The sequence below is a fragment of the Massilia sp. CFBP9026 genome (assembly GCF_034045165.1).
In the GTDB taxonomy this organism is placed as follows: Bacteria; Pseudomonadota; Gammaproteobacteria; order Burkholderiales; family Burkholderiaceae_D; genus Telluria; species Telluria arenae.
The window spans coordinates 47737-65146 of the sequence record NZ_JAXCWH010000004.1 but is presented as its reverse complement, the minus strand read 5'-3'; the positions used below and the strand labels follow the sequence as shown (position 1 = coordinate 65146).

The following is a 17410-nucleotide window of genomic DNA, read 5'->3' as shown; positions in this document are numbered from 1 at the left end:
GCGGGCTGCTCCTGAAGGGGCGGCCCGTTTTACTATGTTCGTTACGAAAAAAGTTTTTTTCTAATCAGGAGCACAGCATGACGATCAAAGTTGCAATCAATGGTTATGGCCGTATCGGCCGCAACGTCCTGCGCGCCTTCTATGAAGGCGGCAAGAAACAAGACATCCAGATCGTGGCGATCAACGACCTCGGCAACGCCGAATCGAACGCCCACCTGACCCGCTATGACACCGCCCACGGCAAGTTCCCGGGCACCGTCACGGTCGAGGGCGATAACATGATCGTCAATGGCGACAAGATCCGCGTGTTCGCGCAGCGTAACCCGGCCGAGATCCCATGGGGCGAGTTGAAAGTGGACGTCGTCCTGGAATGCACCGGCTTCTTCACCACCAAAGAGAAAGCCTCGGCCCACCTGAAGGGCGGCGCCAAGAAGGTCATCATCTCGGCACCGGGTGGCAAGGACGTCGACGCGACCGTCGTATTCGGCGTGAACCAGGACGTGCTGAAATCGACCGACACCGTGATTTCGAACGCCTCCTGCACCACCAACTGCCTGGCCCCGCTGGTCAAGCCGCTGCATGACGCCATCGGCCTGGAAACCGGCCTGATGACCACCGTGCACGCCTACACCAACGACCAGGTGCTGACCGACGTGATGCACGAAGACCTGCGCCGCGCCCGTTCGGCCACCCAGTCGATGATCCCGACCAAGACCGGCGCCGCCGCCGCGGTCGGCCTGGTGCTGCCGGAACTGAACGGCAAGCTGGACGGCTTCGCGATCCGCGTGCCGACCATCAATGTGTCGATCGTCGACCTGTCGTTCATCGCCAAGCGCGACACCACGGTCGAAGAGATCAACGAGATCATGAAGAAGGCCGCAGCCGAAGGCCCGCTGAAGGATATCCTGACCTACAACACCGATCCGCTGGTCTCGGTCGACTTCAACCACAACCCGGCATCGTCGAACTTCGACGCCACGCTGACCAAGGTCTCGGGCCGCCTGGTGAAAGTGACCTCGTGGTACGACAACGAGTGGGGCTTCTCGAACCGTATGCTCGACACCACCGTCGCGCTGATGAACGCGAAGTAATCCTTCCCGCATACAGTCACCCCGGATGTGCGCGCGCATCCGGGGTTTTTTTGCGTCTGTACAATACCCCGAAAGCATTAAATCATGGATAAATCCATGCAACAATCATAATCCATTGACAACGCCATGTGCATATATGTATCGTGGATTCGTCCCTTTGACCGGAACGATCCATGCCTGCAAAACGCGTCAAGACCATCCTGTCGTATGTGCTCATCCTTGCTGCAGGTCTCGGTATAGGATCCAGCGTCCCCTACGTCGTCAACCTGGTGAAGCCCGCTTATGCCACGGGCGACTACAGCGCCTACTATCCCGATGAACAAAGCAATGTGGTTCTCTATGGAACGAACTCATGCCCTTATTGCATTCAGGCGCGGGCCTACCTACGGGAACACAATATCGCATTCATCGATCGTAATATTTCGGATTCGGATCAAAGCCACCGCGAGCTCGCGCAGTTAGGCGGGAAGGCGGTCCCGGTGATTCTGGTCGGCGAACGGATGCTTACCGGATTCAACCAGGACCACCTGGACGCCGCTCTTGCCGCGGCAGGCCGCATCGCGCGGCCCTGACCGCTGGCCTATTTGCCGATTTCCCGTGTCGGGATCGGCGCGACCTGCGGCGCGGCTCCCGAGCTATGTCGCCGCCTTCATCATCTAGGAGAAATGTATGAGCAAGAAGCTTGCAGTGCTGTTGTTCGCAATCGGGGTCGGTAGCGCAGCCTCGGTATCGGCCTTCCAGCAAGACATGGGTCAGTGCGCATGGCAATGCCTTAGGGGATATCAGGCATGCGTAGCCAATGGCTACGATGAAGCCCAGTGCAACATGGACCGTACGGATTGCTACGCTCGTTGCGGCATCTAGGCTGAATCGAGCAGCATGCCGCACCGTGATCGGCGCGGCATGTACCGACCCGGCGTTTTCAGGTGATTATTTCGCGTCCGGCCACGGCGTCAGGATCTCGAAGCCGTTCTTCGTCACCACGATCATGTGTTCCCACTGCGCCGACAGCGAACCGTCGCGCGTCATCACGGTCCAGCCGTCATCGAGCTGGATCACGTCTTCTTCGCCAATATTGATCATCGGCTCGACCGTGAAGGTCATGCCTTCCTTGAGCAGCAGGCCGGTGTTCGGGCGGCCGTAGTGCAGCACCTGCGGCTCTTCGTGGTAGACGCGGCCAATGCCGTGGCCGCAGTAGTCGCGCACCACCGAGTAGCCGGCGCCTTCGGCCAGCTTCTGGATCGCGTGGCCGACGTCGCCCAGGCGCGCGCCCGGACGCACGGCGCGGATCCCGGCCATCATCGCTTCATAGGTCGTGTCGACCAGCTTCTTCGCTTCAGGACTTGGCGTGCCGGCGAAGTACATGCGGCTGGTGTCGCCGTGCCAGCCGTCCTTGATCACGGTGACGTCGATGTTGACGATGTCGCCGTCCTGCAGCACGTCCTTCTCGCTCGGGATGCCGTGGCAGACCACGCCGTTGATCGAGGTGCACAGGGTCTTGGGAAAGCCGTGGTAGCCGACGTTGGCCGGCGTGGCCTTCTGCACCTTGCGGATGTAGTCGTGGCAGCGGCGATCGAGTTCTTCCGTGGAGACGCCGGGCACGACGTATTCCTTGATCATTTCCAGGACTTCGGCGGCCAGGCGGCCGGCAATGCGCATCTTGGCGATGTCTTTATCGTTCTTGAGTTTGATGGTCATACAGTGAGGGATGGGGCGGCGCGTGGTGCGGGCAAACCGCCATGATACCGCGTCAGCGGCGGTAGGGTCGGCCTCCCAAGTAAAAAATGCCCGCCCGGCAAGGCCGGACGGGCATTCACTGAACTTGTCAGGAAGGGGTCTTGCGACCCCGTTCCATTAGAAGTTCTGGGTGTAGCGGACGTAGAAGAAGCGGTCCAGCGACATGTCTGCATCCACCATCGAGGCCGAAGCCTGGGTGCTGTAGACGATGCGTGGCGACTTGTCGAACACGTTGTTGATACCGAACAGGATGCGGGCATCCCAGTTGGTCTTGTAGCCAACGCTCACGTCGTGGATCGTGACCGAACCCAGCTTGTTGGCGCCGGTACCGAACGATGCTTCGTAGTCAGGCATGTTGCACTCGAGGTCGTCGTAGCAAATGTCCTTGACCGGGCTGTAGTAACGGAAGCCCCAGGTGGCGCTCCAGTTGCCCAGCGACCAGTCGAAGTTGGTGTTCGACTTCACGCGGTTGTAGAAGTACTCGCCGGCGTAGTTGTTCCACTCCGAATCGGCACCGCTGCGGGTACGGAACTTGTCGACATACGAGGTTTCGTTACGCACGCCGAACTGGCCGTACGCGGTACGTGGCAGGCGATACGAGATCGACATGTCCAGGCCCTCGGTTTCCATGTTACCGAGGTTAGCGTTGCCGCGCTGCAGGTTGATGATCTGGCCGGTGACTGGGTCACGACGGATCACCGAGCAGAAGTTCGCGCTGTTGTTGATGAAGCACTCGTTGGCGACGTAGGTCGCGCTGATCGCGGTGATGCGGTTCTCGATCTGGATGTTGTACCAGTCGAGGCCGAAGCTCAGGCCAGGCACGAACGATGGGCTGTACACGAAGCCGACGGTACGGGTCTTGGCGGTTTCAGGCTGCAGGAACTGGTTACCAGCGCCTGCGTTGAACGCCACGGTCGACTGGGTGCCAGCGGCGCCGCCGATGGCCGCGCCAGCCTGGTTCACCTGACGGTAGCCGGCGAAGGTGCCCGATGCAGCGCAACGTGCCTGGACAGCCGGATCGCGCGAGGCTTCACCGAACACGGTGTCGCATGGGTCCAGGAAGTTGTCGAAGGTCTGGGTGCCGCCGCCGAAGGTGTCGCCCAGGGTCGGAGCACGGAAGCCCTCAGCCCAGGTACCACGCACCAGCAGGTCGTTGACCGGCTTGTACATGAAGCTGAACTTACTGTTGTTGGCCACGCCGAAGTTGCTGTAGTCCGAGTAGCGGTGCGCGAGGTTGAAGCTCAGCAGGTCTGCGAACGGCATGTCCTTGAGCACTGGCACGTTCAGCTCGGCGTACGCTTCGCGCACGGTGTAGCGGCCGTAGGTCGGCGCGCCTGCCAATTCGGTCGAGTAGCCCGATTGCTCGAACTGGCCCGGCACTTCCTGGCCCTTCACTTCGCGGTGTTCGATACCGACTGCCAGGCCCACGGCGCCGGCTGGCAGCTGGAACAGTTCGCCAGCCAGGTCGGCGGTGGCGCTGTTCACGGTCGAGCCGTAGCTCTTCTGCGAGGTCGAGTTGATGTAGGACAGCGCTTCCGGGGTCGAAGCCGATGGGCCGCCCAGGATATTGAACGGGGTGCAGCTCGACAGGCCGATCGGTGCGTCAGGGGTACCGCACTGCACGACGCCGCTGGCGTTCATGAACGATGGGCCCAGGGCGCGCTTCAGGTTCAGCAGGTTGATGTTGCCAACGCCGAATTGCGAACCGGAAACCTTGCTGTGGTTGTAGCCAGCGCTCCAGTTCCACGCCAGGTCCTTGATCATGAATTCACCCTCGAGGGTGGCATCGATGTGCAGGGTGCGGTTTTCGGTTTCGGTATTACGGGTCAGCTCGATGGTGCGGCGGGCGAAGAACAGGTCCTGGCCCAGGCCGGCGCCGGCAACCTGATTGCCGTATGGGTTGTAATAGCTGTCCTTGTCGACGTAGACCGGATAGTTTGCCTGCGAGGTCGAGGTCAGCGGGTAGCCGGCGATCTGCTGGTTCGACTTGCGCTGCGAGTACATCGCGGTGGTCTTGAAGCGCATATCTTTCGGCAGCGCGACTTCGCCCTTGACGAACAGGGTGTCCAGCTTGCTCGGGATGAGCAGGTCCATGTCTTGCGACGAATTGTACTTGTCTTCTTGAATATTGTTCGAGAAGTTGTGGTAGTTCGCCGGGTTGCGCGAATCCGCGCCGACGCCCACGCCGTCATAGGTGCCGGTATGGTTCAGGACGCGGTTGAAGCCGTTCGGACCGGTGGTCAGCGTGCCGCCATTGGCCGGGTTGACCGCGGTGATACGGCCCCATGGGCCAGCGCCCAAGCCGTCGAATGCGTGCTGCGGACCACGGCCGAACGCGGTGATCGCGCGGGCCTGGGTGTCCACACGGCCCGATTCGGTGTGCGACAGGCCGAACATCAGCGAAGCTTTTTCATCGCCGGCGCCGTAGCTCAGCGAGAAGTCCTTGTTCTTGCCGTCGTTCTTTTCGTTCTGGCCGGTGTACAGGGACAGCTGGCCGCCCTGCATGTTCTTCTTCAGGATGATGTTAACCACGCCTGCGATCGCGTCCGAGCCGTAGATCGACGAAGCGCCATCCTTCAGGATTTCCATGCGCTCGATCATTGCCGACGGGATGGTCGACAGGTCGGTGAAGCCGTCGACCGACTGGGTCCAGCGCTTGCCGTCCACCAGGACCAGCAGGCGGTTCGAGCCCAGGTTACGCAGGCTGACGTACTGGCCGCCGATTTCGCTGTTCGAAGTCAGCGAGCCCGAGCGGGAGAAGTCAGGTGCGCCTGCCGACGACAGGTTGTTCAGGATGTCGCCGACGGTGACCAGACCGGTGCGCTGAATCTGCTCCTGGTTCATGATCTGAATTGGCTGTGCGGTTTCCAGGTCGACTTGGCGGATACGGGAACCGGTCACTTCGACGCGCTGCAGGTTTTGCTGCTGCGAAGTTTCCTGTGCGACCGCTGCGGTCATGCCGAGGGTCATGCCGCCGAGGCAGATCGCGCGGACCGACCGGGACAAGAGTGTTTCCATCATGTTGCAAACTCCTAGGGGTGAAAACGCGGCGGCACCATGGGAAGGGCACTGCCACCGAAAATGTCGCGAAGCGACTACCTGAAAAACGCCAACTTATTGGTTTAACGAGTTTTCAAGTCAGCAATAAAAACATTCGCGGCGCATCACTGTCAATGCATATACGCATGTATGACAAATGTGTTGCAGAAATGTGTATTTACCCGTTGGCAATGTTGCAAGTAATTGACTATGCAGTCAATAATTGATCTAAATTTGGCAATGCGAAAAAAAACCCGCCCGGCTTGCGCCGGACGGGTTTTTTGCGCAATTAAATTGCTTGAAACTTGAAGCTTAGAACGCCTGGTTGTAGCGCACGTAGAAGAAGCGGTCGATCGGCAGTTCAGGCGACACCGACGACGACGACGAGTTGCCGCCAGTTGCCGAACCTGCGCTGTAGTTGATTTCAGGCTTCTTGTCGAAGACATTGTTCGCGCCGAACAGGAGCTTCGCGTTCCACGGCAGCGCATAGCCGACCGACATGTCGCCGTACCACATCTCGCCATGACGGTTGTAGCCGGTGCCCCAGCTGGCCGACGCGGTTGGATCCGAGCAGTAGATGGCCTGGGTCGCCGAGTAGCAGCGGTTCTTCTGGCTGCTGTAGAAGCGGGCGGTGAAGGTGGCGCTCCAGTTGCCCATGCTCCAGTCCAGCGAAGTGTTCGACTTCACGCGGAAGATGTCGTACTCGCCGGCGTATTCGACCCATTCGGTGTCCAGGGTCGACTGCTGCTTGTACGAATCGGTGTACGTCGATTCGCTGCGGATGCTGAACTGGCCGAAGCGGGTGCGTGGCAGGCGGTAGTTGATCGCCACGTCGACGCCTTCGGTCTCGACCTTGCCGCGGTTGGTGTTACCGATTTGCAGGTCGACCACCTGGCCGGTCGTGTCACGCTTGATCAGCGAGCAGAAGTTCGACACGTTGTTGACGTAGCACTCTTCCAGGGTGTTGGTCGCCGACACGCCGGTGATCAGGTTCTCGATGCGGATGTTGAACCAGTCCACGGACATCGACAGGCCAGGCACGGCCGACGGGCTGATGACCAGGCCCAGGGTACGGGTCTTGGCCGATTCCGGCTCCAGGAAGGCATTGCCGGCGCCGGTGGTGAACGGGAACGGCGTCTGGGCGCCGGTTGCGCCGACGTCGGCGCCGGTCTGGTTCTTCTGGCGGAAGCCGGCCGGCACGCCGGCGGCCGCGCAGCGGGACGCGACGGTCGGGTTGCGCGCCGCTTCGCCGTGCAGGCTGTCGCACACGTCCAGGTAGCTGGCGAAGGTCTGCGAGCCGCCGCCGAAGGTGTCGCCCAGGGTCGGCGAGCGGAAGCCTTCGGCATAGGTACCGCGGGTCAGCACGTCGCGCACCGGTTTCCACATGAAGCTGAACTTGCTGTTGGTGGTCGAGCCGAAGTTCGAGTAGTCCGAGTAGCGGGTCGCCGCATTCAGGCTCAGCAGTTCAGCGAACGGCACGCCTTTCAGCAGCGGCACGTTGGCTTCCAGATAGGCTTCGCGCACGGTGTAGCGGCCGTAGGTCGCGTTGCCGGCCAGGCTGGACGAGTAGCCGGACTGCTCGAACTGGCCTGGAACGTCCTGGCCGCGCACTTCACGGTACTCGAAACCGCCCGCGACGCCCACGCCGCCGGCCGGCAGCTGGAACAGTTCGCCGGTCAGGTCGGCGGTGGCGCTGTTGACGGTCGAGCCGTAGGAAGCCTGCGCGGTGGACATCACGTAGGCCAGCGCTTCCGGCGTCGAGGCCGATGGGCCGCCCAGGATGTTGAACGGCACGCAGGCGGCCAGGCCGATCGGCGCGTCCGGGGTGCCGCATTGCACGACGCCCGAGGCGTTCATGAACGATGGACCCAGGGCTTTCTTCAGGTTCAGCAGGTTCAGGTCGCCGTAGCCGCGCACCGCGCCGTCGACCTTGCTGTGGTTGTAGCCGACGCTCCAGTTCCACGGATTGTTGGCGATGGCGAATTCGCCTTCCAACGTCGCGTCGATGTGCAGGGTGCGGTTGTTATTGTCGGTCACGCGCGGCACGTCGATGGTGCGGCGGTAGAAGAACAGGTCCTGGCCGTTGCCGGCGCCGGCGACCGAGTTGCCGTACGGGTTGTAGTAGCTGCCCTTGTCGACATAGACCGGGTAGGCCGCCTGCGAGGTCGAGCTCAGCGGATAACCGGCGACGCTACGCGACGACTGGCGGTCGGCATACATCGCGGTGGTCTTGAAGTTCATATTCCACGGCAACGCCACTTCGCCCTTGACGAAGATCGAGGTCAGCTTGCTCGGCGTCAGGAAGTGCATCTGGCTCGTCGAGTTGAACAGGTCGTTCACGCCATTCGCGAACGTGTGGTAGTTGTTCGGATCGCGGGAATCGGCGCCGACGCCATCGCCCAGCGGACCGCCGGTGTGGTTCAGGACGCGGTCGAAGCCGGTCGGGCCGCCGGTCGCGCTGACCTGGCGGATGCGGCCCCATGGGCCGGTTCCCAGGCCGATGTTCGCGCGCTCAGGGCCGTTGGTGCTGGCGGTGATGTCGCGGGTCTTGGCCCAGACCGGACCCTGGTCGGTATGGGTCAGGCCGAACAGCAGCGAAGCCTTGTCGTCGCCGGCGCCGTAGGAGATCGAGTAATCCTTGGTCTTGCCGTCATTCTTTTCGTTCTGGCCGTGGTAGATGCTGGCCTGGCCGCCCTGCATGGATTTCTTCAGGATGATGTTGACCACGCCCGAGATCGCGTCCGAACCGTAGATCGACGAGGCGCCGTCCTTCAGGATCTCGACGCGTTCGATCAGTGCCGACGGGATGGTCGACATGTCGGTATAGCCGTTGACCGACTGGCTCCAGCGCTTGCCGTCGACCAGCACCAGCAGGCGTTGCGAACCGAGGTTGCGCATGTCGAGGAACTGACCGCCCTGTTCGCGACCTGCACCGAGTGCCGTGCCCTTGCTGAACGCCGGAACGCCCGCCGAGGACATACTGTTGATGATGTCACCGACGGTGACCAGGCCGCTCTTCTGGATCTGTTCCTGGCTCATCACCTGGACCGGCTGTGCGGTCTCGAGGTCGACCTGGCGAATGCGGGAACCGGTCACTTCGACGCGCTGCAGTGCTTCCTGCGCGATGGCGCTCATTGCCGGCAGCGCGAGCGCCACGGCCAATGCGATCTTCGTTCGTTGTTGCATGTGCTCTCCATCCTGCGTTCCACGGGTGTGAAACGGCTTTTTATGATTAATAGGTGCAACCCGTGCGCATGCGGACGCCCCGTGGATAACGGGGTTTCCGTCGTGCATACACATCTATATAAAACCATTCCGTGTTGATCAGTGTCAACGCGTTGAAGGCTGGAATTAGGGGCAAAAACAACAGTTATCAAAAAGAAATTAAATGACCAAAAAGTCAGGAAATTCAATGGCTTAACGATGGTGCAAAAAAGGTGTACTGACGTGTAGATTCGGTGCGCGGAGAGCGCACACGCACCGGAGCGGTGCGTGCGCGAAATGGGATGTGGAGAGGAAGGAAGAGTTGCTGATCAGTCGCCGAAACAGGCCTGCCACAGCGCCCGTACGCTGTCGGGGTGGGCGCCCACCAGGCCGGATTCGACCCGGGTCTTGTCCTGGCCCTGCAGCCGCACGCTGTGCTGCAGCTTGCGCATGGCGCGGTAGGCGTCGGCGACCTCGGCCGCCAGGCCGGCGTCGATCAGGCCCAGTTCGCCGCACACGCGCAGCAGGGCGATATTGCCGGCGTTGGCCGTCAGCTGCGGGTAGCGCGCGGCGTGGCGCAGCACCAGGTATTGCACGATGAACTCGATGTCGATCATGCCGCCCGCGTCGTGCTTGAGGTCGAACTGCTCGCTGCGGTTGACGTTGGCGTCGCGCATGCGCTGGCGCATGTGCACCACTTCTTCCCTGAGCTGGGCCTCTTGCGCAGCGCGGTCCTTGCGCAGCACCTGCTCGCGGATCGCCTCGAAGCGCGCGCCGATGGCGGGCTCGCCCGCGCAGAAGCGGGCCCGCGTCAAGGCCTGGTGTTCCCACAGCCAGGCGGCATCGTTCTGGTAGCGCTCGAAGGCGGCCACGGACGAGACCAGCATGCCGCTGGCGCCGTCCGGCCGCAGGGCGATGTCGACGTCGAACAGGATGCCGGCCGCGGTATGGGCCGTCATCCAGGTGATGAAGCGCTGGGCCAGGCGCGCGTACAGGGGCGGGGCGTCCTGGTCCTCGTCGTCGTACAGGAAGATCACGTCGAGATCCGACACATAGCCCAGCTCCTTGCCGCCCAGCTTGCCGTAGGCGATGACGGCGAACGCCGGTTCCTCGCGGTGGCGGCCATTGACCGCGCGCCAGGCATGCTTGACCACGGCGCCGACGATCATGTCGGCCAGGGCCGACAGGTGGTCGGCCAGGTGTTCCACCGACAGCTCGCCGGCCAGGTCCAGGGCAAGCAGGCGGAACAGCTGCGCATGGTGGGCTTCGCGCAGGATGTCGAGCTGGCGCTCGGTGTCGCCGGCCGCTTCGCCCAGGTGCTCGTCGAGCAGCGCGGCCAGCTGGCCGAGGTCGCCGGCGCCGGCATTGCGGTCGTCCAGCAGTTCGTCGAGCAGGATCGGGTGCTGGGTGAGGAAGGTGGCGGCCCAGCCGCTGGCATTGATCATCCTGATCACGCGCTCGAGCGTGTGCGGGTATTCGGTCAGCAGCGACAGGTAGGCCGAGCGGCGCGCGATCGCCTCGAACAGGTCGAGCAGGCGGCCCAGGGTGGCGGCCTGGCTGCCGATCCCGGCCTCGACCACCACGGTGGTCACCAGGGGGAGGGAGGCTTCCACTAACGCTTGAAGCCTTACTCGGCTGGCGTCCGGCAGGTTCGACAGGCGCGGCCCCTGCAGGGTGGCGGCCAGGCGGCTGGCGGCGGTGCGGGCGTCGTCGAAGCCGAGCGCGGCCAGGCGGGCGGCGAGCGCGTCTATATTGTCCAGTTCGTCGGCCAGGGCCGGGGCGTCCGGCTTGTCGTCCGGTTTTTCCTTGTCGGCGAAGATGGCGTCGAACTGCTGGGCCACATAGCTGCGCTGCGCGTCCAGTTCGTGCAGCAGGGTGGCTTCGTCCGCGCAGCCCATCATGCGCGCCACCGCCAGCCGGTCGTCCGGATTGGCCGGCAGGGTGTGGGTCTGGGCGTCTTCCAGGTATTGCACGCGGTGCTCGAGGTTGCGCAGGAACACATAGGCCTGCAGCAGGCGCTCGACCGTCTCGGCCGGCAGCAGCTCGCGCTCGGCCAGCAGCAGCAGGGTCTTGCGGGTGGAGCGCTCGCGCAGGGCCGGATCGCGCCCGCCGCGGATCAGCTGGAACACCTGGGCCAGGAACTCGATCTCGCGGATGCCGCCGCGCCCCAGCTTGACGTTGTGGCTGCGCTCGGGATGCAGGCGCTCCTGGCGCTTCACCTCGGCCCGGATCTGGGCGTGCATATTGCGGATCGCGTCGATCACGCCGAAGTCGAGGTAGCGCCGGAACACGAAGGGCCGCACGATGGCGTCGAGCGCCGCGATGTCGTCGGGCGTGCCGGTGACGGCGCGCGCCTTGACCCAGGCATAGCGCTCCCATTCGCGGCCCTGGACGATCAGGTATTCCTCGACCATCCCCAGGCTAGCCGCCAGCGGGCCGGATTTGCCGTTGGGACGCAGCGCCATGTCGACCCGGAACGTGAAGCCGTCCTCGATCACCTCGGACAGGGCCGCGTTCAGGCGCCGCCCGAGGCGCACGAAGAACTCGTGGTTCGACAACTGCCGCTGGCCGGGGCCGGCCGCGGTCTCGCCGTCTTCCGGATAGACGAAGATCAGGTCGATGTCCGACGAGACATTGAGTTCGCCGCCGCCCTGCTTGCCCATGGCCAGCACCATCAGGTGCTGGGGACGGCCGGATTCCTCGCCCATCGGCATGCCGTGGCTGGCCACCAGCTCGTCGGTGAGGGCGGCGACGTGGGTCTGGATCGCGAAGTCGGCGAACGCCGTCATGGCCGTGACCACCTCGTCGAGGTCGGCCTGGCCGCCCAGGTCGCGCGCCACGATGGTCGAGACCAGCAGGTTGCGCACGCGGCGCATGGCCCGTTCCAGCGGCAGCCCCTTGCCCAGTTCGCGCTCCAATAGCGCGCGGAAATCGGCGCCGCCCAGCGATAATGATGACAATGCGGCCAGTTGGGCGGCCCGCTCCGGCGCGGCATCGAGCCAGCGCTGGACGAAACGTGAAGCGCAGGCGGGGGAAGCTGTGGTCATCGTCGATCCTGGTAGATGAGGGCGGTTTAAGGTGCTGGTCATTTGCGATGCGGTAGAATGGCCCGCTTCATGGGCATGGCAGGGGCAAGGGATGAGCTGCTGGCCATGGCCAGGCCATCGCCGCCTGGGGTTGCACCGATGGTAAGGTAGACGCCGCGACTGTTGCAAGCGACCTGTTTTATTAAAGAGTTATATTTACGGCGAGCCTTTGTTATTAGCACCTTGATGCACAACCCGGATCCGCAGGCGCCCACTGCGGCATCACCGCTCGCCGTGCGCTGGCGGCGGCTGCGTTCGGCCTACCGCATGGCCAATCTGGCCTCGCACCACGTGCTCGGCTTCACCATCAAGCTCGTGCTGCTGGTGTATTTCGCGCTCGCCGTGCTGTTCCTGGTGCTGCGCTACGCCATCCTCCCGAACATCGACTTATATAAAGGCGACATCGAGCGCATGGCCGGCAATGCCCTCGGCAGCCGGGTCACGATCGCGCGCCTGGCCGCGTCCTGGCACGGCATGCGGCCGGCCCTGGCGCTCTCCGAGGTGCGCCTGCACGACCGCGACGGGCGCCAGGTGCTGGCGCTGCCGCAGGTCGATGCGACCCTGGGCTGGTGGAGCGTGGCCGCCTTCGAGCCGCGCTTCGCCTCGCTCGAGATCAAGGGGCCGCGGCTGGCGGTGCGGCGCGGCCTGGACGGCGTGATCGAGGTCGCCGGCGTCCGGCTCGACCCCAACCAGGCCGACGGCGGCGGCGGCGCCGACTGGCTGCTGCGCCAGCGCGAGATCGTGATCCGCGACGGCCGGGTCGACTGGACCGACGAATTGCGCGGCACGCCGCCGCTGGCGCTGGAAGGCGTGACGCTGGCGCTGCTCAATCGCTGGGGCACCCACCATTTCGCGCTGCAGGCCACGCCGCCGCGCGCGCTGGGCAGCCCGATCGACGTGCGCGCCCAGTTCCGCCACCGCTTCGGCGAACGGCCGTCGGACGTGCTGCGCTGGAAGGGCGAGCTGTACGCCGACCTGCGCGACGTCGACCTCGGCGCCTGGAAGCGCTTCGTCGACTATCCGATCCAGCTCGAGCGCGGCCGCGGTTCGCTGCGCGCCTGGCTCAGCTTCGACCAGGCGCGCCTGGCCGGCTTCACCGCCGACCTGGCCCTGGCCGGGGTCAATGCGCGGCTCGGCAAGGACATCGCGCCGCTGCAGTTGGCGCGGGTCAGCGGCCGCCTGTCGGCGCGCGAGGAATTGCTGCCGAACGGGGCCGACGGCAGGCCGACCTTCGGCGCCCACGGCCACACGATCCGTCTCGATAATTTCTCGGTGGCGGTGCAGGGCGGCCGCGCGCTGGCGCCGGCCACGCTCGAAGAAACCTGGCGCCCGGCGAAGAATGGCCAGCCCGAACGCGGCGCCCTGCGCGCGCGCGGGCTCGACATCGGCGCGCTGGCGGCGCTGGCCCAGTACCTGCCGGTCACGCCGGTGCAGCGCCAGCTGCTGGCCGACTATGCGCCACGCGGCATGCTGAGCGACGTCAGCGCCGAATGGGATGGGCGCTACCCGAACGTGAGCGGCTGGCGCATCCGCGGCGACGTCGCCGACCTGGCGGTCAATGCCGTGGCCGCGCGCCCGGCGAGAAACGCCCAGGGCGGCGTGCCGGCGCTGCCGGCGCGGCCCGCTACGCCCGGCTTCGAGCACCTGAGCGGCCACATCGATGCGAACGAGCGCGGCGGCAACGTAGCGCTGGACTCGCAGGGGCTGGCGCTGTTCATGCCGGCCTGGTTCGCCGAGCCGCGCATGGCCTTCGACCGGCTGGCGGTCAAGGCCGGCTGGACGCTCGAGCCAGGCAAGCAGTTGCAAGTCGAGGTCGACGACCTGAGCTTCCGCCAGGGCGGATTCAGCGGCGAGATCTCGGGCCGCCACGTGCTGCCGCTCGAGCCCGGCCACGGCCCCGGCAGCGCCGATTTCAGCGGCAGCCTGGACGGCTTCGCGATCGACCAGATCGGACGTTATCTGCCGCTGGCCACCCCGCACAGCCTGCACGACTGGCTGGTCGGCGCCCTGCAGGGCGGACGCCTGCGTGACGCCAGCCTGCGCCTGCGCGGCGACCTGGCGCACTTCCCGTTTTATGCCGCCAACGCCGCCGAGCGCGCGCGCGGCGAATTCAATGTGAGCGGCCGGCTCGAAGGGGCGCGCCTCGAATACGCCCCCGGCCACCGCCATCCGGACGGCACGCCGCTGTGGCCGCTGGCCGAGGCGATCGACGGCAGCATCGCGTTCGACCGGGCGCGCATGGAAATCCACGGCAAAACCCTGCGCACCCTGGGCGTGGCGCTGTCGAACGTCAAGGCGGTGATCCCCGACCTCGGCGCCCACGAGAACATGATGCTCGAGATCGACGGCCAGGGCGCCGGGCCGCTGCAGGAATTCCTGCGCTATGTGGCGGTGACGCCGGTGCTGGACTGGATCGGCCACTTCACCGAAGACACGCGCGGCAGCGGCAACGCCAGGCTCGGCCTGAAATTGCGCATGCCGCTGTCGCATCTGCATGACACCAAGGTGCAGGGCAGCCTGCAGTTGCAGAACAACGACGTCAGCCTGTTCCCCGAACTGCCGACGCTGCAGGCGGCCCAGGGCCGGATCGATTTCCACGATCACGGCTTCGGCCTGGAGGCGATCCGCGCCAACTTCCTGGGCGAGCCGGTCTCGGTGGCCGGCGGCACCCAGCGCGACGGCAGCACCCGGGTGCTGCTCGACGGCGTGCTGTCGGCCGAGGGCATGCGCCGCACCGCGCCGGCGCCGGCGCTGGGGCGCCTGGCCGAGCGCCTGTCGGGCAGCACCCACTACACCGGCTCGATCGTGGTGCGCGAAGGCCGGCGCACGATCGCCATCGATTCCAGCCTGGCGGGCCTGGGCGTCGAACTGCCGCACCCGCTGAACAAGGTTGCGGACGCCAGCCTGCCGCTCAGCTTCGTGCTGGAAGGCGCGCCGACCATGGCCGGCCTGGCGCGCGACGAGATCCGCGTCGGCGTCGGCCCCAACCTGGCGGCGCGCTACCTGCGCGAGAAGCAGGGCAAGGGCCCGTGGCGGGTGACCCAGGGCGGCATCGGCGTGAACGTGCCGGCGCCGCTGCCCGACGAAGGCATGATGGTCCATGTCGACTCGAAGGTGCTCAATATCGACCACTGGCTGGCGGCCGGGCGCGCCATCGCCGGCGAGGACGCGGCGGCCGGCGCCGCATTACCGGCACCGGGCGCGATGGCCGGGCCGGCGACGGCCGCCGCCAACGGCGCCGACTTCACCCAGTACATCCTGCCGACCGTGCTGGCCGGACGCATCAACGAGCTGACCATCGGCGAACGGCGCGTGGCCGACGTGGTGGTCGGCGCCACCCACACGGGCGACACCTGGCAGGCCAACCTGCATTCGCGCCAGGCCAGCGGCTACCTTACCTGGACCGAGACCAGGAGCGGTCTGGGCAAGGTCACGGCGCGCCTGGCCTCGCTCACGATTCCCGAATCGGCCGAGGCCGAGGTCAAGGACTTGCTGGAGTCGAACCGCGGCGCCAGCGCCACCATCCCGTCGCTCGACATCGTGGCCGAGCAGTTCGAACTGTTCGACAAGCGCCTCGGCCGGCTGGAACTGCGCGCCAGCAATGTGCGCGCGCTGGCGGGCCGCGAATGGCGCATCGACCGCGTCCTGCTCGCCAATCCGGATGGCCAGCTGAAAGCGAATGGCCGCTGGCTGACCAAGGATGGCAAGAGCAATACCAGCCTGAATTTCGCGCTCCACATGGACGACGCCGGCAAGCTGCTCGACCGCCTGGGCTTCCCCGGCACCATCGGGCGCGGCAACGGCACCCTAAGCGGCGATATCTCGTGGGCCGGCCTGCCGTATGCGATGGACATCCCGAGCCTGTCGGGCCAGATCGAGATGAACGTGGAATCGGGCCAGTTCCTCAAGCAGGACCCGGGCGCCGCCAAGCTGCTGGGCGTGCTCAGCCTGCAAGCGCTGCCGCGCCTGCTCAAGCTCGATTTCCACGACGTGTTCTCGGAAGGCCTGGCGTTCGACGGCATCAGCGCCAACGCCATGATCCAGCGCGGGGTGGTGCGCACCGACAACCTTAGAATGCATGGGGTGGCGGCCACCGTCCTGATGAACGGCAGCGCCGACATCGCCAATGAATCGACGAACCTGCGCGTGGTGGTGATCCCCGAGTTCAACCTGGGCACCGGACCGCTGGTGTATGGCCTGGCGGTCAACCCGGTGATCGGCCTGGGGGGCTATCTGGCCCAGCTGTTCCTGCGCGCGCCGGTGATGAAGGCGCTGACCTATGAAATGCAGGTGACGGGGCCGTGGAAGGCGCCGGTCATCACCAAAATCGATAACCCGGCGGCCGCCGCCGCTAGCCCACCAGCCAAGAAGGAGTGATATGACGACCGTAGCCGCGATCCAGATGGTTTCCACCCCCGAGGTCGGCGAGAACCTGGCCACCATGCGCCGCCTGGTGGCCGAGGCCGCGGGCCGGGGCGCCACCCTGGTGGCCTTGCCGGAATACTGGCCGATCATGGGCATGAGCGACGCCGACAAGGTCGCGCATGCGGAGCAGCCGGGCAGCGGTCCGATCCAGGACTGCATGGCGCAACTGGCGCGCGAACACGGGATCTGGCTGGTCGGCGGCACCCTGCCGATGGCCTCGCCAGAAGCCGGCAAGGTGCTCAACACCACCCTGGTCTATGACCCGCAGGGCCAGTCGATGAGCCGCTACGACAAAATCCACCTGTTCGGCTTCAACAAGGGCGCCGAATCGTATGACGAAGCGCGCACCATCGTGCCGGGCGAGACGGTGGGCGTGTTCGATGCGCCGTTCGGCCGGGTCGGCCTGTCGGTGTGCTACGACCTGCGTTTCCCCGAGCTGTACCGCGCGATGGGCGAGTGCGCCCTGATCATCGTGCCGGCCGCCTTCACCCACACCACCGGCCGCGCGCACTGGGAAGTGCTGCTGCGCGCCCGCGCGATCGAGAACCAGTGCTATGTGCTGGCCGCGGCCCAGGGCGGGCTGCACGTCAACGGCCGCCGCACCTATGGACACAGCATGCTGGTCGACCCCTGGGGCGAGGTCAAGGCGGTGCTGCCGGAAGGCGAGGGCGTGGTCAGCGGCGAACTCGATCCGGCCTACCTGGCCGGGGTGCGCGAAAGCCTGCCGGCATTGCGGCATCGCAAGATGTAAGGAATGGCATGGACGCATCGGGCATGCGTCCAGTGTGAAAGAACTGGATATGGCACAATGACCTATCCATATGAAAG

The 17410-nt window shown here is 65.1% G+C and carries 8 protein-coding genes; 4 read left to right on the top strand and 4 right to left on the bottom strand.

Annotated features, from left to right (window positions below; genetic code table 11):
* The first annotated feature begins 77 nt into the window (after window positions 1-77).
* Both gap and SOM28_RS11395 read left to right on the top strand, forming a co-directional pair.
* Window positions 78-1091, top strand: coding sequence for a type I glyceraldehyde-3-phosphate dehydrogenase (gene gap / locus SOM28_RS11400; RefSeq protein ID WP_320468170.1), 1014 nt, complete (start codon window positions 78-80; stop codon window positions 1089-1091).
* 173 nt (window positions 1092-1264) lie between these two features.
* Window positions 1265-1663, top strand: coding sequence for a glutaredoxin family protein (locus tag SOM28_RS11395; RefSeq protein WP_320468169.1), 399 nt, complete (start codon window positions 1265-1267; stop codon window positions 1661-1663).
* A gap of 358 nt (window positions 1664-2021) precedes the next feature.
* On the opposite strand, the gene map is transcribed toward SOM28_RS11395, so the two are convergent.
* The 4 genes from map to glnE form a co-directional block, all read right to left on the bottom strand.
* Window positions 2022-2789 (bottom strand): type I methionyl aminopeptidase, encoded by a 768-nt coding sequence (gene map, locus SOM28_RS11390; RefSeq protein ID WP_123069496.1) that lies wholly within the window; start codon window positions 2787-2789, stop codon window positions 2022-2024.
* Between the two features lie 156 nt (window positions 2790-2945).
* Entirely contained in the window at window positions 2946-5849 is a 2904-nt protein-coding gene (locus tag SOM28_RS11385; protein WP_320468168.1) for a TonB-dependent receptor domain-containing protein, read from the bottom strand.
* A 330-nt stretch (window positions 5850-6179) separates the two neighbouring features.
* Window positions 6180-9053, bottom strand: coding sequence for a TonB-dependent receptor plug domain-containing protein (locus SOM28_RS11380; RefSeq protein ID WP_123069494.1), 2874 nt, complete (start codon window positions 9051-9053; stop codon window positions 6180-6182).
* A gap of 347 nt (window positions 9054-9400) precedes the next feature.
* Window positions 9401-12118, bottom strand: a complete 2718-nt coding sequence (gene glnE / locus SOM28_RS11375; protein ID WP_320468167.1) for a bifunctional [glutamate--ammonia ligase]-adenylyl-L-tyrosine phosphorylase/[glutamate--ammonia-ligase] adenylyltransferase — start codon at window positions 12116-12118, stop codon at window positions 9401-9403.
* Window positions 12119-12343: 225 nt separating this feature from the next.
* On the opposite strand from glnE, the gene SOM28_RS11370 reads away from it, so the two are divergent.
* Together SOM28_RS11370 and SOM28_RS11365 are read left to right on the top strand one after the other, a co-directional pair.
* Window positions 12344-16534 carry a YhdP family protein gene (locus SOM28_RS11370; RefSeq protein ID WP_320468166.1) on the top strand — a complete coding sequence of 1397 codons (4191 nt, stop codon included), beginning with the start codon at window positions 12344-12346 and terminating at the stop codon, window positions 16532-16534.
* Between the two features lies 1 nt (window position 16535).
* Window positions 16536-17333, top strand: a complete 798-nt coding sequence (locus SOM28_RS11365) for a carbon-nitrogen hydrolase family protein (RefSeq protein ID WP_320468165.1) — start codon at window positions 16536-16538, stop codon at window positions 17331-17333.
* The last annotated feature ends 77 nt before the right edge of the window (window positions 17334-17410 follow it).